Genomic DNA, 19898 nt, shown 5'->3' on the forward strand with positions numbered 1-19898 from the left:
TATACTAGTTTGTAAATATAGGAAATTAGTGTTTTCAAGCCAGAAAAAGATAGAAAATTGGCATTATTGACTTAAAAGTTCAATGGCATATAACCTCAAAAAGTTTGCTTTCTTGCGTTCACATCTGAACGAAAGTCCTATTTCTTAACAAGAGGGATGTACCATATATCCTTTTGAAGGTCTACGCCACCACCCAGTTGTTCTTGCACCACCCGGTCTATAATATAGATTCCTTTATTAGCCATATTAGGAAAAGAGTCGATGCCATTATTTGGAAAACCTACTCGAGTTCTATGGATATTAAACTTGTCTGCAAACTTTCTTCCAAAAGCTTCTTCTACGCCCTTCTTACCAATCATAAAACCTAACAAACCACCCCAAGTGGCCGTTGGGTTATCAGAATCCCAGCCACAAAGTGCTCCTATTTTTATGGTCTCTTTAAGGTCTCCTTCTCCATAGTAAAGACTTATAATGCTGGATGCAAAGTTTATTCCTGCGGCAAAGCAGGCATTGCAGTAAACGTTTTTCGAAGTCTTATCATAGCCATCTTCTTGATTAACCTGGTATCTTTCGTATACCTCGTCTCTGGTTTCTTCCCACGTTTTACCTAACATATATTGAGCTTTTACAAAATCATACATCTTGGCAGAATAAGTATGATTTGGTAAATGTTTACGAGCTTCCTCTGCCATCCATTTGATATTATCCGCTATTGGTTTAGACTCATCAATGCTGGAAGCCAAAGAATACATGATCACGTTAAACTCAGAAACTAATTGGGCATTTTCTCTCGCCACAGCTTGTATCGGCAACAGCGATAATTTCAGTGCCACCTCCGGACGAGACGGTGCATAAAAGCCAAATATCTCGGTGGTCAATTGGGCATCTATCATATCATACTCTGGATTATTTTCTGGACTTCCAGTAGCAGGAGGCACTAGGCCTTCGTACATTAAATCCAAAGCTTTCTGATTTGAAACCCACAGATAGTTCTCTTCTTCTTTTTTGATGTGCTTTAACCATCCATTTCTTATTTGCTCACCAGAAAGAATACTCGTTTTATTTGCTAGTAGAAGTTCTTGATAGATGTATTCAATGTCGGTATCATCGTCTGCCCCCCAAACACTCCCTTCATCCTCAAAAACAAAATCAATGGTAGAGGACCATTCGCTAATCTCTCCATTTTTTGAAAAAATACTTGGCAAATCTGGTTTACCCCAATCTTCTCTTGTGTAGAAATTCCCTGTTTTAATAGCTCCAATATTTCCTATCTTATCCATCTCTGTCACTAAACCTGTCAAATTGGCAATACATTGCCCTAGCCAAAAACCTTCGAGCTTGTCCTTATAAGCTGTTCTAGAAATCTTTATGTCGGAGTCATTCGGTTGATAATCTTGGTAAACCAAATCTAGATTTTGAAGGCTATTGGGTTCTGACTTTTGGCAGGAAGTAAAGGCTAGTACTACTAAAAAAACTGAATAAGGGAAGAATTTCATGGGTATTTGGGTTGAATAAATTAGAAAACGTAAGCAGAGTAATTTTTAACACTTTGGCAGCCACCTACTAAAATACATACAGATTGAAAATCAGAGACATGTCCTATCATTTTTTGAGGATACTCAAGATTGATAGAAGCCTATTTGGGTTTCAGACTCATTACGTAATCATAACTCTCATTCAGCAATTCTAGTACTCGGTCAAAATCAGACCACATGCTTTCTAGAATTAGGATGTAACCTTGCATTACTGCACCGTAAGAGTGATATAGTGTAGTATTAAACTCTTTCAAGTATTTACTCTGAGTCTCTTTCGAAAACCTAATCCCAATTTCCTCTGCTTATTAAATAAGGAAAACATATAACCATTTGAAGAGGTATAAGGCATCGTTTTGCCCTTTCTTTCAAAGCGGTCGCATTTAGCAACTAGTTCGTCGTAAGTCTTCAGTTTCTCTTTGTACATATTTTTCCTTAAAGAATCCTCTCAAAGCTACGATTTCTCAACGATGCCAGTTCATTTCTCCAGCAAATGCTTTCTCTTTAGAAGATAGTATAAAGGCCCAATCAATGGTAAAACCAAAACAAATTTTATCCAAAGGATTTTGGAAGTAGAATCCAAAGAACTTTTAATAATCCTAAATACGGCAAAAACAAAAAGGGCTATTGATAAAGTATTCAGCAACTGCCAAGCTTTGAGCATTTCGATATCAGAAAATAAATTTTCTATTGACAAAAGACTAATCATAGTATGGGTCAAGAGCAAAATCTGGGGGATGAGTTCTTTAAGCATAAATTTGACATAGTCTAAAAAGGAAGAATTCAATACTCCTGACACCTCTAAACCTAGATCTAAAAGCTTTGATTTTCGCATTGAAAGATTCTGCTGAAGCATTGGTACTTCTGTTATCAAAATAATTAAGAATAGTTCTGTAATGATGCTCAAATGTTCGGGCAATTGAATTAAAGGATTTAAAGCCTGCTTGTCTTACTTCTTCATGCCATTTGGCTAGTCGAGCTAAACCATAAGTTTGGTCAGTGGTTTTGTCATAAATCTCGGCTAGTTTAATACCCAGTCCGAAGGCTTTTTCAATATCTGGATAGCGTTCAAATAATAGAGCAGCTCTTTCGGCTTGCGACTTAGACCAGTTTGCTGGTCGTTTATAAAGTACATATCTACCTCTAGCTAAAAGCTGCTTGAGTGTATCGCCATTATTTAGTATCTCAGGTTTATAAGGAGTTCCCTTTACTTTTGCAAGTTCGATGGCATCACTTTCTTGGTCTATAGCCTCCCAACGATGTTTAATTCTCATTTCTTGCACCGCATCCCAGGCTAATTTTTGAACATGAAACCTATCGGTAACTCGTTTTGCACAAGGAAATGATTTCTTGATTGCCAACTCCATATTAGGAGCCATGTCAAGGGTTACTTCTTTGACTTTCTTACGTTTAGGCTCTGGTATTTTACGTAGGGCTTTTATAATATCAGCCGCCTTAGTGCCTGCTATGATGGCAACAATGCTCCCTTTTTTTCCTTTCGCTTCTTTATTGGTCAGAATAGTATAGAGTTCTCCATCCGAAAGGCTAGTTTCATCTATTGACAGATATTCTCCCATATTTTGCGGATAAACTAGCCATTCTTTGGCTCTTGGCTTCTGCTTCCAGTTCTTGAAGTCGCTTAAATGATTCTTATACTGCCGCTGTAGTTTCTTCCCATTCAATCCGAAGAACTTGCCAACCGTTTCGACATCAATAGCCTGTGTATCTATTGAATTCTTTTAAAAAAGCAGCAAACTCTGTTGTCATTCGAGTTCCCTGAGCTACTATTTCCCAATTCCTTGTTACGTTCTTTCCTGTTTCCAAATCCTTCCATTTACGACGTTTGACATGAAGGAACACTTTGTAATTACGAATCGGAAAGTCTTGGATGGTTATTTCATCATAGAAGCCTTTTGAATGAAGTTTTAGTTCTGATAATTCCTGTGGAATATCCAACTTCTCTTCTAAGTAAATTCGCAGAATTTCAGTCTTTTTATCCTTATCGACCTTTATCAGATTGAAATTATCGACTAACAATTCGGGCAACAATAGCTTTACTAGTTCTTCCAATTTTATAGCTGTTAAATTTCTCCAAAATTCAGAATTTAACAGCTATCCCCCAACTTTTGTTCTTGGTCCCATAGTATTTCATTATTCTGAAAATGGCATTAGATGTTCATCACTAACACAGGACTTTTTAATAAAGAAAGTCCCATTAGCTAAATTATAAGAAACTGTGCTATGTAATTTAAAGTAATCTTCATCGAAATAAGAAACTTTAACCCTCTCACCTTTTAACAGCGACTTGAATTTAGCCGAAGCATCAGCTTCATTTAAAACAAAGCAACTATTTTCTGTAAAAGAAGTAAAAACTTGTCCTCCTCTTAGTAACCTTATTTGTTCATCTTCTTCCTTTTTACGTAATTTTTCGTTTTCCACCATAGCCAGCTTTACCTTAGCATTATAGTTCATTTCTTTTTGAATGAAATCGCTAGCTACAAAATCCAGAGCCTTAGTAGAACCAGATAGTGAAAAGCTGTAGTCAGATTTTCTGCATTCGCTCAAAAGTCGGACTGACAATTTTGAATGCTTCTTCATTTTGTTTAACAAATCTAAAACTGGCAACCCCGCTCCCAAGGAAATATCCCCATCGGATACAAGAAACCATGTATCATTTTCATTGCTGGTGGAACCATAGAAAGAATATTTTTCATCGTCCCCATCAAATTTTATCAAAATCCTCTTCCCATCACATCCCGCATATCCAGCTTCTGTAAAGTATATATTCAAACTTTGGCTTTCAATAAAAAAGTTCACATGAAGTACCGGCTTTTGATAAGGAAATTGCCCCCCCGTTCCAACTACCCAAGCCGTTCTATACTTCCCGTCGAAATCATTCCCTCCCAATTTATAATTCCACTTTTGAGAATATACCGAATGACTTAACAGAACTAGTGAGCCAAAAATATATTTGAACAGTTTCATTCTTATATTAATAATACTTACAATTTGACCTAATGCCCCGTAGCCTCTCCAGCTCCGCTAGGAATTCTAATAGTTTCTACCATTTCTTGTACATCTTCTGGTGGTGCAGGCGTGAATCTTGAAATGATTAAAGACACCGTAAAGTTGACCATCATACCTACCGTACCAAAGCCTTCTGGTGAGATACCAAACCACCAATCTGCTTCTGTGGCTGTAGCTTCATCTCCTATCCAGTGCAATCTAAATCTAGCGATATAATACATGGTAATTAGAAGACCTGTTATCATTCCTGTAATTGCTCCTTCTTTGTTCATTCGTTTATTAAAAATCCCAAGAATGATGGCCGGGAAGAAAGATGCTGCTGCTAAACCAAAAGCTAGTGAAACCACGGATGCAACAAAACCTGGCGGATAAATACCAAAATAGCCGGCTACGCAAACTGCTACAAATGAGGCCAGACGAGCCGCTAATAGCTCTGCTTTATCGCTCATGTTTGGCATGTACTGCTTCTTCAATAAATCGTGCGAAACAGAACTAGAAATAACCAAGAGAAGTCCTGCCGCAGTACTTAGAGCTGCTGCTAAACCTCCTGCAGCCACTAAAGCAATGACCCAATTAGGCAATCTGGCTATTTCAGGATTCGCTAATACCATGATATCCTGATCAATCTTAAGTTCATTGGTAATAGGGTCGGCAACGTATTGTACTAAACCATCACCATTCTTATCTTCAAAGCCAATCAAACCTGTTTTCTCCCAATTGGAAAACCATGCAGGTAAACTTTTATACTCCGCATTACTAACAGTTTCAATTAAATTTGTTCTGGCAAAAGCAGAAATTGCAGGTGCCGTGGTATATAAAATAGCGATAAAGGCTAAAGCATAACCTGCAGATTTACGAGCATCACTCACCTTAGGAACCGTAAAAAACCTCACTATAACGTGCGGCAGACCTGCCGTGCCCACCATTAAAGCAGTAGTAATAAAGAAAACATCTAATTTGGATTTTACTCCAGAAGTGTATTCTGCAAAACCCAGCTCCTTATGTAAACCATCCAATTTGTCTAAAAGGTAAACACCATCCGACATTTTAGCACCAAAACCTAGCTGCGGCAAAATGGTATCGGTCATCTGGATAGATATAAAAAAAGCAGGAACCATAAAGGCAAATATTAAGACACAGAACTGGGCTACTTGTGTATACGTAATGCCTTTCATGCCACCTAAAACAGCATAGAAAAACACAATGGCCATTCCTATGATAACACCTGTGTTAATGTCCACTTCTAAAAACCTTGAAAATACTACCCCTACCCCACGCATCTGTCCTGCCACATAGGTGAAAGAAACAAACAAGGCACATATCACAGCCACTGTTCTGGCGGTGTTGGAATAATATCTATCGCCGATAAAGTCTGGCACCGTAAACTTGCCAAATTTCCTTAGATAAGGAGCTAATAACAGGGCCAGTAAAACATACCCACCTGTCCATCCCATGAGGTAAATGGAGCCGTCGTATCCCATAAAAGAAATAAGACCAGCCATAGAAATGAACGATGCTGCTGACATCCAGTCGGCGGCTGTGGCCATACCGTTTGCCAAAGGGGAAACGCCACCACCAGCCACGTAAAAGTCTTTGGTTGATCCTGCTCTTGACCAAATGGCTATACCTATATATAATGCAAAAGAAATACCTACGATAATGTAGGTCCATGTAGTTATGCTCATCTATTAATCTTCGTTTACGTTAAATTCCTTATCTAATTTATTCATAAGACGTACATAGACGAAAATCAGAATAACAAACACATAAATGGAGCCTTGCTGTGCAAACCAAAAACCAAGTTTAAAACCACCCATTCTAATGGTGTTCAATTGGTCTACTAAAATAATTCCGAAGACGTAGGAAACTAAAAACCAAATACTAAGAAGTATAGCGAGGTACTTCAGGTTTTTTCGCCAATAGGCGGTTTTATCAAATTTTTTGGGTGTCATTATATAGGGTTAATTATTATAGATTAACTATAGAGAGCAAACTACCAATAATTTTTACTGAACGGAAGGATGACATCCATTTTTTGAATTAAAAACCCTTAGAGGGAGCTTTGATTCAAACAAAAATGGGTGAGAGAACAATTCTGTTCGCTCACCCATTTTAAACTTATTCTATAAATTAGTAACCGTCGTTTTGAACGATGTAACCTTTTATATTAGAGGCTCCATCAATGGCACTTTGAGGAATTGGAAATAACCTCATTTTGGGATCAGAATTTGTTTTCTCTGTCCAAGAGTCCTCGTATTTACCAAAACGAATTTGGTCTGCACGTCGGAATCCTTCCCAATAAAGCTCAAAGCCTCTTTCCCTAATCATGACATCTAGATTTATAGACTTTAATGCAGGCGGAATTTGAGCTGGACGAGCAGTTCTGGATGCTCTTAAAGTATTCACATCGGCAAGTGCACCTGCATTATCACCATTTCGGAGCTTCGCCTCAGCACGCATTAAGTATATTTCACCTAGTCGCATCAAAACAAGATCCACACTACTAAAATTGTTCGCATTAGGGGAAGTACGACTAAATTGATATTTGGCTACACGATAACCCGTTTTATGCAGTCTACCTTCATTCGTAAAATCAACTTGTAAAGTATGGTCTACATAACCTACATTCTTATCTGGCCCATTTCCTTTAATTTGTTTTACAGGATAAACCCTATAACCACCTTCACAAGTAATAAAAGCTCCGTCAGCGTTTTTTCTTGGGCCCCAAGGTGTTCCACGAATAATTCCACGATTCATTTCAAAATTTTCGGGTGCCACACAAATGTAATTGTCCGCATCATTTAATGGTGACTTACCATCAAGGTTTGCCAGTTCTGCTGAAACTTGAACATTATGCTGGTAAAACCTCGCATCTGCTGCAGGATCGGTTGTCCCATAACCATCTACCCACGTTTTGTAAAAATCAGATGTAATGGCAGGCCCATCTGTACCATCCGAGCTTGGGAACTCCAACCTTCCCCATTGAGAACCCGCAATAGACCAATAGGCCCATCGGCTATGCTCTCTTTCTAATACACCTCTTTGATCAAGAGCAAAAATCAACTCCGCATTAGAATTATTTTCATCATTAAACAATTCAAAGTACTCTGGAGATAACGCATACTTACCCGAATTGATAATCTTATTTGTATAGTCAATGACCTTGTCCATATCTTCTTTGGCAAAATCAGGAGTGCCATAAGGGTCTCTATATACGGCAACATTTAAGTGCAGCCTAGCCAATAAACCCCATACAGCACCTTGAGTAATTCTTCCTGGCCCACCGGTATTTCCTATTCGATCTACCACCGATTCCAATTCGCTCTTGATATAGTCTATGGCCACCTGTCCCCTTATCACTTCTGATATTTCATTGGATGTCTCTTTTCTAAATACTAATCCCCAACTATCTAGCATGAGCATATTTAGGTAAGCTCTTAGAGCAATCATTTCATTCAAGGGCCCTTGAGCTGCAGTGTTTCCCTCTGCCACCAGGGGGCGAAGTACTTCAATAGCGGATAGAGCTCTTGAAATATTAAGTGTAAGCTCATTCCATGAACTACCCACAAGGTCATTCCCGGGTGTTATGGTATGCCTGTGTGTGTCTAGAAACTTTCCCCCATCAAACCAATCAGTACCTCCGCGATAAGGTAAAATGGCTTCATCTGCCGCTATAAGTTGTAAACCGTAATAATTCGTATGCCTCCATGTCCAAGATACTTGACCATAAGCAGGGGCAATGGCTCCACTAATAACCTCAGCCTGACCCTGACCAAACAAGGATTCGTCTAATACTTCTTCTTTTAAATCGGTACAACTCCCTATGAATGTGAGTATTCCGATTGTAATTGCAATTAAGATATTTCTTTTCATGCCGGTATATATTTTAATATTCTTAGCCTTTCTGGTCCTTTTGGATATAAAATCCATTAAGCCATTCAAGCTTTTAATTTTAATTAGAATGAAACATTTAAGCCCAATAGAAATGTACGAGGCTTAGGATAAGTAAAGCGGTCAATCCCAAAGGTTTGAACTCCACCTATAGAACTTCCAGAGTTTATTTCTGGATCATAACCGGTATATTCGGTTATAACAAATAGGTTTTGACCTGTTATTGAAAAACGAATGTTATTTATCCATTTGTCTAAACCTACGTTTTGAGGGCTAAGCTTATAGGACAAGGTGGCATTGTTCATTCTTAAATAGGCTCCGTTTTCTAAATATCTGGTTGAAACCTCGTTTGAGTTAGTAATGGATTCATTCGGATACTGAACGGCAAAGTCGGTAGTATTAAAGGAAGACGCCAGATTACCTCTATTGAAAATAGACATGGCCGTATGGTTATAGATTTTATTCCCTGATACGCCATTGAAATTAAGACTCAAATCGAAGTTTTTGTATCCAAAGTTGGTATAGAAGGCATAGAGCGTACTAGGCAAAGCTGTGCCAACTACAATTCTATCATTTTCTATCACTTGACCATCACCATTTTGGTCTTTGAATTCATTAAGACCATCGTCACCAATCCCAACAAATTCTTTCATAAAGTAAGAGCCAATAGCCTCTCCATTGATATAACCATTGATAGTTGCTCCGGTTTGTCCTGCTCCTTGTGCAGCACCAGTGGTTAACACAGCATAAGGTGAATCAACCACTCTGTTTTTAATAAAAGTAATGTTACCACCAAAGTTATAATAGAACCCATTTTGGTTTCCATTTTGATAGTCTAGAGCCAACTCAAGTCCTGAGTTGCTAATCTCCATATTGGGAACATTGGTCCAAAAAGTAGGCGTTGGCTGAATGGGGTCTGCTGGCACCGCCTCTAAAAGAATGTTACTGGAAATTTTATTAAAATAATCCATCGTTCCAGTTAACTTATTCCTAAACAAACCAAAATCTAAACCAACATTACTTTGGGTAGAGACTTCCCATTGTATGTTAGGGTTTGCCAGCCTAGTATAGATGGTACCATAAGGATAATCGTCAAGGGTGGTGGCATTAGGATCTAATGGATAAGTGTCATTATCAGCTCGGCTATCGTTAAAGTTGGCTTGGGTAATTTTAGATGGGATTTCTTGATTTCCTGTTTGACCCCAGCTGGCTCGAAGCTTCAGATTGGTAACTTTAGATCCTGCCATAAAATCCTCATTGGTGATATTCCAGCCCCCTGCAAAAGATGGGAAATAACCATATTTGTTATTTGCTCCAAACTTGGATGAGCCATCTGCTCTAAATGTAGCAGTTACCATATATTTATCCGCAAAACCATAATTTACCCTACCAAAGAAAGATTGTAGTTCATTTTTTGTGGCATAAGTATTAACTATGGTAGGCTGCTCCTGCGTGCTTAACTGGTCTTGATACCGAGGTTCTATATCATTATTAGCAAACCCAGTACGACTAAAAGACGTTTGATTATCAAAAAACTTTTGATAAGAATGACCTGCTAAGAAGTTCATGCTATGCTTATCTTTAGAAAAAACATAGTTCAGCGTATTCTCAATCAAACTATTACTATTTTTTGCATAAATAGAATTCAATGAGCCCAAATCTAAACCTTCTAATAAGGCGTAAGGCATGGTTTGAATCACCCTGTCTGTTGATGAGAAATCTACACCAAGATTAAGCTTATAAACAAGACCTTTGTATAGTTCTAAACTTGGTGAGATGTTGGCAATTAAACGACTATTGGCGGCCTCATCTTTATACAATTTTTGTCTTGCTACTGGGCTTAAGATATCATCTAAAAGCGTAGGCTGTCCATTGGTATATGCAGGAATAGTAGGGTTTAATCTAAGCATATCTACTACAATATTGCCACCATCAGGTCTGGCATTTTCTGTTTGTGCTCCTATAATATTATAGGCAATTTTCATTTTACCATTTAAAGCCGTTTGGTTCAAGTTTAGCCTCCCAGAATAACGTTTCAGATTACTATTGTTCAAAATCCCCTCTTGATTATCCAGACCAAGGGAAGCGAAATAAGAGAATTTTTCGCTGGCTGCACCACTCATAGATAAATTGGTGGCCGTAGAATGAGCGGTTCTTGTCAGTTCATCTTGCCAGTTGGTATTTCCACCAGCGTCAAAAAGCGTTCCACCCGCATTTAACACTTGTTTCCGAAAATCAGCAGCACTGAAAACATCTATTTTATTCGCTAAAGTAGAAGTTGCAGTAGACACCGAAAAGTTGACTTCTGTTTTACCCTCTTTCCCCTTTTTCGTGGTAATAACAATGACACCATTTGCAGCCCTTGCTCCATAAATAGCCGCTGCCGAAGCATCCTTAAGAACGTTTATGGATTCAATGTCTTGAGGGTTAATGAAGTTAAGTGGATTACTTGCAAAACCATTGGATGAATTATCTAGCACAAATCCGTCAATCACGTAAAGTGGTGTAGTACCAGAACGCAGGCTACCCACTCCACGTATAACCACATCTTGGGCAGCACCGGGTTCTCCACTTACAGAAGTCACATTTACACCTGCCACTTTCCCTTGAAGCAATTGTCCAGGATTAGAAACGACACCTTTGTTAAAGTCTTCACTCTTTAACGTCCCTATAGATCCCGTTACATCAGATTTCTTTTGTGTGCCGTAACCTAATACCACAATATCATCTAGTTGATTGACTGCTTGCATCAGCTGAATATTAATACTCGTTTGACTACCAACAATAACTTCCTGTTGGGCATAGCCAATAAAGTCAAAAACTAGGACCGCATTTTGATCTTTGACATTGATGCTAAAATTACCATCGACATCACTCAAGACGCCATTGGTCGTACCTTTTTCAACGATAGAACATCCTACCATTGCTGAACCATCGGCGGCATCCGTTACCTGTCCACCAATCTTTAGTACCAAGGGGGCTGCTTGACTCATGTTGGACATGAGCAATCCAAATAGCCCGAGGTACAGTGTGAGCTTAAAATAGAGTTTTTTCATAGTAATTAAATTTACAGTTTAGTTAAAATCTAACCAGTATGGTTAAATATTGATAAGGTATGGGTCTTTTAGGTTCCATTAATTTATGAATATTGCATGAATTATTATAATTTTATTGGTATATATTTCTAGTTATTTATAATGATACTTTGGCTTAGAAATATACCTCAAGGTTTATTTTTCCGAAATAATTTTATTTAACGCAAGTCGTCACTAAAGGAGTTGTTCTAAGAATGAGCTGCAAACATAAAGAATAGTCCGAGCGGGAAAAACAGCTGTCGGGAATGGTAACATTTACTTAATAAACTAGGTAAATGGATAAGCCGCGAAAAAATAGTGAGTAAGTATTTATGTGGAATTATTGCCATGCTCGTTAAACTGGGTTTAACATTAAAGGCAGGCATTTTATACTCTTCTTGGTTTTAGTATAGGGATTAGCCTAAAAACAAAAATTGGAAGGCTATCTATCAGATATGACTACAGGAGTCATTGCATAGATTAACCTTCCAATTATGGAAATATTAAATTCTGTGATTTTACAGATTATACTTGTAAATATCTTCTATAGAAGATGTATCACCTGCTTGAGCTTCAAAAAGCTCCTTTATCAAACCTGTTTTTAACTCTAAAATCCAAGCATGAATATGAGGGCCATCTCCATTTTTCCATGCCTTCTGAATAATCGAAGTTTTAATCAAGTTTTTAGCTTGCTCAATAGCATTCAACTCACACAGCCTGTCAAACTTAGCTTCTTTGTCCTTTAGAGCTGCTAACTCATCATTATTTTTTACATAGACATCTTTTATGTGTCTTATCCATTTATTAATAATCCCTATATTCTCATTTGACATGGCTGCTTTCACACCACCACATCCGTAATGTCCTACCACCATTACATGTTTCACCTTTAAAACCTCCACGGCATACTGAAGTACAGATAACATATTGATGTCTGTATGTACCACAAGATTCGCCACATTTCTATGCACAAAAATTTGACCTGGCTGTGTATTGGTAATCCTGTCTGCAGGAGCCCGACTATCTGCACAGCCTATCCATAGGAAATCGGGACTTTGCCCTTCGGCCATTTTATTAAAAAAAACAGGATTTACTATATTTTGAGCATTGGCCCAATCTTTATTATCGGCTAATAATTTTTGATACGTTTCCATTATACTAAATTAATTTCTTTTCGTTTAAACTGTTTTTTCTAAGCCTATTTTTTCATCATTTCTTCCAAACTTAAGTTTGGTTCTTGTAATGTCCAGAACATTAACCGTAATATTCTTTTTGGGTGCATCACGCACAAAATCCTCAATGGTTAAGAATATGTCGTGGTCAATAAAATCGATATTTCTACCATCTAAAGTTAGTTCATCACCCTCTTCCAATTGACTTAAGTTCTTCACTAACTCTGCTCTGTTATAAAAGAAAACATCCTTCTGGAAGTCTATAATCATATGATTACCCACCTTGGTTGGTTTAATAACCGACTTAAAGTTCGTATACAATACATATCCAATACCTACCATAAGTCCAATTAAAATACCCACGAGTAAGTCTGTGAACAAAACTGCTGTAATGGTTACTATAAAGGGAATAAATTGATCATGCCCTTCAGCGTACATTCTTTTGAACATTTCTGGTTTTGCCAACTTATAGCCTACCATAATCAAAACCGCCGCTAAAGCAGATAACGGAATCATGTTCAATAAATTCGGGATAAAAACCACACAAATTAAAAGTAACATACCATGAAAAATGGCAGACACTTTAGTTTTACCTCCGGCTTGAATATTGGCAGAACTACGTACAATTACCTGTGTTATAGGAATACCTCCTATAAGCCCAGCAAGCATATTACCTGCACCTTGAGCCACAAGCTCTCTGTTTGTTGGGGTTACGTTTTTCCTTGGATCTAATCTGTCGGTGGCTTCCACACAGAGTAGTGTTTCTAAACTGGCAATAATAGCGATTAGAAAACCAGTCTTTATAACATTAAAATTGGTAAAAGCTGAGAAGTCGGGAAAGGTAAAAAGATTTAAGAATCCAGCTGTCGACTCAACTTCAGGCAGTTGCACCATGTGCTCACCTCCTAAGTTAAGGTTTTCTGGATAAAAATAATTAATAATAATACCGGCAAATACAGCCAATAATGGTCCGGGAATAATGTTTAAAACCTTGTTTTCTTTTATCCATTTCCTATCCCAAAGAATAAGTAAGGCTAAACAAAACACGCCAATAATTAAGGCTCCTGTGTTGAAATTACCTAGGTTAAAAAGTTCTGAGATTGTATTTTCCCCATCACTTTGTACAAATGAAGAATCGCCCTCAGGGTCTGTATCAATGCCAAAGGCATGAGGTATCTGTTTTAAAACAATGGTTATACCAATAGCGGCAAGCATTCCTTTTATGACAGAAGACGGAAAGTAGAAGGCTATTTTACCCGCTCCCACTAAACCTAAAATAAGTTGTATAAAGCCACCAATAACTACGGCAGCTAAGAAGATTTCATAAACCTGGAACTCATTAATGGCTGTGGCTACAATTACGGCTAAGCCAGCAGCGGGTCCACTGACCCCTAGCTTAGAACCACTAATAGCTCCCACCACTATACCTCCTACTATACCTGCTATAATGCCAGAAAAAAGTGGGGCCTCTGAGGCCAGAGAAATCCCTAAACACAGTGGTAATGCTACTAAAAACACTACCAAACCTGCCGACATATCACTACCGACACTTTTAAACGAAAAGTCGTTTTTCATAAAAATAATTAATTGAAAATTAAGATGTATACAGACCTTCTTCCTCCAAAGCTTTGAAAAGAGAGCAGATCTAAGATAAACTAATTAAAATTTATGAAAGGTCGGGTGGTGGCCCAAAAATAGGCGAGAAGTCTCCATCATAGTATGACGGACAGTAATATTTGTAGAAACTAGGTTTCTGAAAAGACAAAGCCAAAACATCGACTAAACTTACGTTTGCCAACTTTTTTGAATCTAATTCATCCCTAGAGTCGTCATCATTGTCATGTTCTTCATTAATTTGAAGAAAAGTAGTAGCATTACTAATCGTAACCATACGCAATACATATACCTGCCCGCCAAGAAAAGCGAGGAGAAAGAAAAGTAAAGCAATATTTTTACAAATGCGTTTTGACATCATAATTCATGTAAATAAAGATAAAAACGTTAGAAAAAGTTTCATCGAATAGAGAAATAAATAATCTATGCATATAAAAAACCTAATTAAGGCGAACTTAGAAGCACGAAATTTAGAAGAAATAGAACCAAGTTCATTTGCTTTAAAAAACCCAATGAAGTGGGAATCTGAATTTCTAAGGGAGGTCCTAAACCAGTATCAAATCTTAAAAAAAATAACCATAAAAATCCCTTCATGGGCTACTAACAAGGAAATTATAGGAGCCTCACTTTTAAATATAGAGCAGTGCTCTTCTGATGAAACAGGGAGTCATAAATTTAGAAACCATTCTGGTGTTACGGCTATAGACTTAACGGGTGGTTTCGGTGTAGACAGTTATTTTTTGAGTCGGAAATTTGAAAGAATAATTTCGGTAGAATCTTATCAAGAGCTTCAAGAAGTAGTCAGGTATAATTTTGAAAAGTTAAATATCAAGAATACTGAATTTGTTAATAAAACTGCTGAAGACTTCCTGAAAGATTGTGAAACCAAGTTTGACTTCATTTATCTAGACCCAGATAGAAGAAATAAAGCCAATAAAAAACTGGTGCTACTAGAAGAGTGCAGTCCTAATCTTATAGAAATTCAATCTAAACTTTTGAGTCTAGCTCCAAAAGTTTTGGTTAAATACTCGCCTCTCCTAGATATTCACTTGGCCTTGAAGAAAATAGACCATGTGTCAACTGTAGAGATAGTAGCATTAAAAAATGAGGTCAAAGAATTACTTTTCACTATTTCTGAGGATGCCAATGACACTCCTTTGATTATTTCCACGAATATCACCAAAGAGAAAACGGAAAGCTTTAGTCATACTATTGAAGAGGAAAAAAACACCATGGCCACCTACCATGAACCTCTATGTTATCTTTATGAGCCCAATGCCGCTATTATGAAAAGTGGGGCATTTAACATGGTGGCTGTAAAGTTTGATATTTTCAAAATAGCTCAGCACAGTCATTATTATACTTCCGATAACCTTGTACAGGATTTCCCAGGCAAGACATTCAAAGTTGAAAAAATAGAATCTTATAACTCTAAAGTGTTAAAACCATTAAAAAATCGGCGATTTAACGTTTTAGCAAGAAATTTCCCTCTAAATTCTGTGACTATTTGCAAGAAACACCATCTTAATACAGGAGGAGACAAGTATTTAATATTCACACAGAATCTCAGAAACGAAAAGATAATTTTAACTTGCATTAGAACTTTTTAACCAAAAAACATGAAAAAGATAACAGCACTTTTAGTGCTTATAGGTATTGCTTCCAGCGTTTTTGCTCAGCATATCCTAACAAGCTCCACCATTTATGATGGTGAAGTACATACCACAAAGTACATTTTTATCAGATCAGACATTAAGGATCTAGAAAAAGATTGGAAAACCTATTTATCTAAAACAGGAAGTGTTTCTGACGATAAAGGTCAGCTAACGGTAAAAGTAAATTCTTCTAACATCAGCAGAGATTTAGATAAGATTATCAGCTATATAGAAGACCATAAGTCTTTTTCTGCTGTACATTTAATTTTGCTTGACGGAAATGGTAGGTCTTTAGATAATCAAATTAACCTTGAAGCATTGGAAAGATTACTTTATGACTTCTATGATTTGGCCTATTATGCTGAAGAGAAGAGAATGGCCGAAATAGATCTGGAACTGGCAGAAAAGCTTCATGATAATGCAGAAAAAAGCAAATCAAGAGCGGAGAGAGCCTTGTCAGCAAATTTAAAAGCTCAAGAAAAGCTTGGCAAAAAACTTTCTGAAAGTCCAGATAAACTAGCAGAAATCATTAAAAGTAAGGATGAGGTTTATCAAGAAATCTTAAAAAGAGATGTGGCTGATACCACTACTTCCGATGTGCCAGATGAGCTTGATAAGGAATTTTCTAAACAGGAAAAGAAGATAGTACAGACTAAGAAACTTAAAGTTAAAAACTCTAAAAAACTTAAAAGTAGAGAAGATGAGTTCGAAGACTTGACAGACGAACTTATTACAGCCAGATTAGAGTTGGAAAAAGCAACTCAAGTTTTGGAAAGTAAGAAAGTGGTTATACAGGAGATTAAAAAGAGATAAACTATTTCAGTTTAAACTTCTTCCCTGGCATCGCTTTTACGAGGTCTTGAAACTCAAGATTAAGTAAAAGGGATGCCAGTTTATTTAATGGGATATTGGTCTCAAAGCTAAGATCGTCAATTTGGCTGCCTCCTTTTTGTTTTAATAGTGAAAGCACTTTGCTTTCGTCATCGGTAAACCTTGATAGGTCTAGTTCAGAAACATGACTACTATAAGAAGGTTCCCCGTTTAATGTCCAGCCCAAATCTCCGATGATGTTTTTGGGTGATGTAAATATTTTAGCTTTGTTGAGTCTAATAAGGGTGTTAGGGCCTTCTGAGTAAGTCATACCCAAAGCACCCGGCACTGCGTAAACTTCCCTGTGGTAATTATTGCCATATTCTGCGGTTACTAAGCCTCCTCCCCTTTTGGCAGATTCCACTATAATAATGGCATCGCTCAGAGCCGCAATAATCCTGTTTCTAGCGATAAATTGCGGACCAATGGGCTTGATATCATTTTTATTTTCCGTTACTAATGCTCCCTTTTCCAAAATCTCTCCTACATATCTTTTATGAGCTGCTGGATAAATGTGGTCAAAACCTCCTGCCATTACCGCCACCGTTTGTAGATTGTTTTTCAAAGCGGCCTTATGAGCGGCTATATCTATCCCATATGCCAATCCACTAATAACCGCCACATCATATGCTGCCAATTCTGATACAATCTTTTCTGTTACCTCTTTCCCATAATCTGTGGCCTTTCTTGTTCCTACAATACCAACGGTCCTTTTATAATTCAAATCTGTAGAACCTTGACAAAAGATAACAGGTGGAGCATCATAAATGCCTTTAAACCTTAAGGGATAATTAGCATCTTGAAAAGAGATTATTTGAAACCCCTTTTTTACGGAATCTTGTAATAGCTTTTCTGCAGCGGGGAGACCTTTTTTAGCTTTTTTAATACCAGAAATAACACTCGGCCCTATGCCTGGTATTTTCAACAATTTGCCATCTGCTGCCTCTAAAACTATTTTAGCCGAGCCTAAATAACTTATCAAATGCCTAAAAAGAACACCACCAATGCCATCTACTTCCTTTAGAGCCAATTTATAAATTAAGTCCTCTTGCATGGATTAACCTCTAATTTTTATCAATACCTCTTTAACGTACTTAAGCCTTTCAATCACCTCCTTATTGCTATTTTTCGACTCTTTCTTGGTCTTAAGTTGCTCTTTAACGCCCTGAAGCGTATAATTTTCTTCATCTGCCAGGGCTATAATTTCACTTAGCTTCTCAAGATCCTTTTTGGTAAAAGCCTTATTCTTTCCACGAGTTTGAATTTTTAGGTTAAATTCTCTTTCGTAGAAACGAATTTTGGAAGGGGCTACTTCAAAGTGCTGTGCTACTTCTTCTGTGCTGTAAAACAGTTTAATATCTTTCATTGTGGATTCAAAAGTATGTTCTATTTGTCATTCAAAAAAGTATCAAATATCCTTATAGCAATTTAGCTAAAAAAATTAGCGAACATCCACACCCTTGTTTTCTAAATTCTCCTTTAGGCTATGCAAGTCTACTTTTTCTGATTCTTTAAGCGGAACAGTACAATTTGTCATAAAAAGGACTTCTAGATTTTGAATCTCCAACAAGCTCTGCGGTAGCTTCTCAAAAGAATTATTAGAAACATCCAATTCCTTTAATTGTTTTAAGTTCAATATTTGCTCAGGAAGAAATTTAAAATGATTATACCCTATGTCAAATAACTTTATGGAAACCGGAAGTAAAGGTAATTTCTCTAGCTTATTATGATGGGCATAAAGCGTTTCAAGTTTTTCTAATTTACTAATTTCCAGCGGTAAATCCGATAAGTCATTGTTAGCTATCGCCAATGTTTTAAGGTTTTTCAACTTGCCAATAGTACCTGATAAAGCATGTAGCTCATTATAATAAACATCCAGCTCCTCTAAGTAAACAAAAGCCCCTATATTTTCAGGAAAGTACTTTAAACCAGCATTATATAGATTTAGATTCTTTAGAGGTGGGAGCTTTTCAAATTTCTGATTATGAAAGTTTGATAAATAATTATTACCCAGAAACAAGTCATTTAAGCCACCAAACTTTCTCAATGACTTGGGCATTTTTGTAATTCTATTAAACTGCAGATTTAGCAATGACAAAGAATCCTGTCGCTTGGTTTTTATAGACTTATCCGTCAATAAGTTTTTTGTCAAAGTCACCGTCTTTAAATTCTTAAGCGACCAAAGCTTCCTTGTAACCTTCTTCAAGGCATTATTTGATAAGTCAAGTTTCTCCAAATTCTTACATTTATAAACTGCTTTAGGGATTTTAGTAAGACCTAGATTAGATAAATCTAAGCTTCTTAAAGTGCCAAGCGAGTCCTTATTCTCTAAATTGGCTAAGCTAGCACTCCCTAGTTTGTCATCATTGAAAAAACTAAAACCAATAGGCCCTTCCCCAAAACTTTTGATTTCATCCATATGACTAACATGAAACGCCTCAATAATAGGCTTCAATTTAGGAGCAATGGACTTAAGAGATAATGTATCTATAATTCTTTCATAACTTCCTGTTTCTTTTAAGATACTAAATCGCATAACTGTAAAGGTCGCCAAACTTAAATTTTGCTGCTTAATATACCCAAAAGTCATACTTAAATTGCCATTTATCTCAGCTAAAAACAGCCCGTTATCTTTCATTTGAGCCTCTAGCACATACTGAAGTCTTTGTTTTCTAGCTATGACTGCACCATCATTAGAATGAGGTGTAGCACCCTCCATCATGAGCACTTCGGCTAGGCTTTTGCCATATTGACTCTGAAAGTCAAGTTCAGACAGTACTTGTATTTGCCCTAAACTGGGCATGCTAATCAGCAGTAAAAGTGTTAGGATATGTTTCATACTTCTAAATAAGGAAACTTTAGTTGTATAACTATAATTTTAGTTCAATTATTTTTATTTATTCTTTATCCCAGACTTTTTAATCGAAAATGTACGGACTTCCGCAGCCTTTGGCTCAAATTTCAAATGAAATAGGTTCACCTTTTCCTTCCAAAAGCCCTATATAAACCCTACTTTTGCAGGAATTTTTCAAACATATCCGTTTAAGGCAATAAAATCTTTTA

The 19898-nt window shown here is 37.0% G+C and carries 17 protein-coding genes; 2 read left to right on the forward strand and 15 right to left on the reverse strand.

The annotated features are described in order from the left end of the window. Window positions 1–137: 137 nt before the first annotated feature. The 12 genes from ACSBFT_RS08745 to ACSBFT_RS08800 all read right to left on the reverse strand — a co-directional run bounded on the left by ACSBFT_RS08745 (window position 138) and on the right by ACSBFT_RS08800 (window position 14671). Complete coding sequence (locus ACSBFT_RS08745) at window positions 138–1496, reverse strand: ADP-ribosylglycohydrolase family protein (protein WP_489604308.1); 1359 nt, start codon at window positions 1494–1496, stop codon at window positions 138–140. A 514-nt stretch (window positions 1497–2010) separates the two neighbouring features. Beyond that, window positions 2011–2388, reverse strand: coding sequence for a PLD nuclease N-terminal domain-containing protein (locus ACSBFT_RS08750; protein WP_489604309.1), 378 nt, complete (start codon window positions 2386–2388; stop codon window positions 2011–2013). Further along, on the reverse strand, window positions 2279–3214 hold the full coding sequence (locus tag ACSBFT_RS08755) for an ISAon1 family transposase (RefSeq protein WP_489601568.1): 936 nt from the start codon (window positions 3212–3214) through the stop codon (window positions 2279–2281). The genes ACSBFT_RS08750 and ACSBFT_RS08755 overlap by 110 nt, the downstream gene beginning before the upstream one ends. A gap of 28 nt (window positions 3215–3242) precedes the next feature. Then, complete coding sequence (locus ACSBFT_RS08760; protein ID WP_489601691.1) at window positions 3243–3602, reverse strand: ISAon1 family transposase N-terminal region protein; 360 nt, start codon at window positions 3600–3602, stop codon at window positions 3243–3245. A gap of 81 nt (window positions 3603–3683) precedes the next feature. Next, complete coding sequence (locus ACSBFT_RS08765) at window positions 3684–4517, reverse strand: hypothetical protein (RefSeq protein WP_489604310.1); 834 nt, start codon at window positions 4515–4517, stop codon at window positions 3684–3686. Between the two features lie 29 nt (window positions 4518–4546). Continuing rightward, entirely contained in the window at window positions 4547–6244 is a 1698-nt protein-coding gene (locus ACSBFT_RS08770) for a sodium:solute symporter family protein (RefSeq protein WP_489604311.1), read from the reverse strand. Between the two features lie 3 nt (window positions 6245–6247). Further along, window positions 6248–6511 (reverse strand): DUF4212 domain-containing protein, encoded by a 264-nt coding sequence (locus tag ACSBFT_RS08775; RefSeq protein ID WP_463047502.1) that lies wholly within the window; start codon window positions 6509–6511, stop codon window positions 6248–6250. Window positions 6512–6689: 178 nt separating this feature from the next. Next, window positions 6690–8432 carry a RagB/SusD family nutrient uptake outer membrane protein gene (locus ACSBFT_RS08780; RefSeq protein ID WP_489604312.1) on the reverse strand — a complete coding sequence of 581 codons (1743 nt, stop codon included), beginning with the start codon at window positions 8430–8432 and terminating at the stop codon, window positions 6690–6692. A gap of 83 nt (window positions 8433–8515) precedes the next feature. Then, window positions 8516–11506 carry a SusC/RagA family TonB-linked outer membrane protein gene (locus ACSBFT_RS08785; protein WP_489604313.1) on the reverse strand — a complete coding sequence of 997 codons (2991 nt, stop codon included), beginning with the start codon at window positions 11504–11506 and terminating at the stop codon, window positions 8516–8518. Between the two features lie 536 nt (window positions 11507–12042). Continuing rightward, complete coding sequence (locus tag ACSBFT_RS08790; protein WP_489604314.1) at window positions 12043–12678, reverse strand: carbonic anhydrase; 636 nt, start codon at window positions 12676–12678, stop codon at window positions 12043–12045. A 24-nt stretch (window positions 12679–12702) separates the two neighbouring features. Further along, window positions 12703–14271 (reverse strand): SulP family inorganic anion transporter, encoded by a 1569-nt coding sequence (locus ACSBFT_RS08795; RefSeq protein ID WP_489604315.1) that lies wholly within the window; start codon window positions 14269–14271, stop codon window positions 12703–12705. Window positions 14272–14362: 91 nt separating this feature from the next. Further along, a complete protein-coding gene (locus ACSBFT_RS08800; protein WP_489604316.1) occupies window positions 14363–14671 on the reverse strand; it encodes a hypothetical protein in 309 nt (102 codons plus the stop codon). Between the two features lie 64 nt (window positions 14672–14735). Between ACSBFT_RS08800 and ACSBFT_RS08805 the strand changes: the two genes are divergently transcribed. After that, entirely contained in the window at window positions 14736–15920 is a 1185-nt protein-coding gene (locus ACSBFT_RS08805) for a THUMP-like domain-containing protein (protein WP_489604317.1), read from the forward strand. Between the two features lie 9 nt (window positions 15921–15929). Beyond that, on the forward strand, window positions 15930–16778 hold the full coding sequence (locus ACSBFT_RS08810; RefSeq protein ID WP_489604318.1) for a hypothetical protein: 849 nt from the start codon (window positions 15930–15932) through the stop codon (window positions 16776–16778). Between the two features lies 1 nt (window position 16779). On the opposite strand, the gene dprA is transcribed toward ACSBFT_RS08810, so the two are convergent. The 3 genes from dprA to ACSBFT_RS08825 form a co-directional block, all read right to left on the reverse strand. Next, window positions 16780–17889, reverse strand: coding sequence for a DNA-processing protein DprA (dprA, locus tag ACSBFT_RS08815; protein WP_489604319.1), 1110 nt, complete (start codon window positions 17887–17889; stop codon window positions 16780–16782). A gap of 3 nt (window positions 17890–17892) precedes the next feature. Next, on the reverse strand, window positions 17893–18201 hold the full coding sequence (locus tag ACSBFT_RS08820; RefSeq protein ID WP_463047511.1) for a MerR family transcriptional regulator: 309 nt from the start codon (window positions 18199–18201) through the stop codon (window positions 17893–17895). A gap of 75 nt (window positions 18202–18276) precedes the next feature. After that, window positions 18277–19674, reverse strand: coding sequence for a leucine-rich repeat domain-containing protein (locus ACSBFT_RS08825; protein WP_489604320.1), 1398 nt, complete (start codon window positions 19672–19674; stop codon window positions 18277–18279). Window positions 19675–19898 lie beyond the last annotated feature (224 nt).

This window comes from Arcticibacterium sp. SM2516 (genome assembly GCF_057914865.1).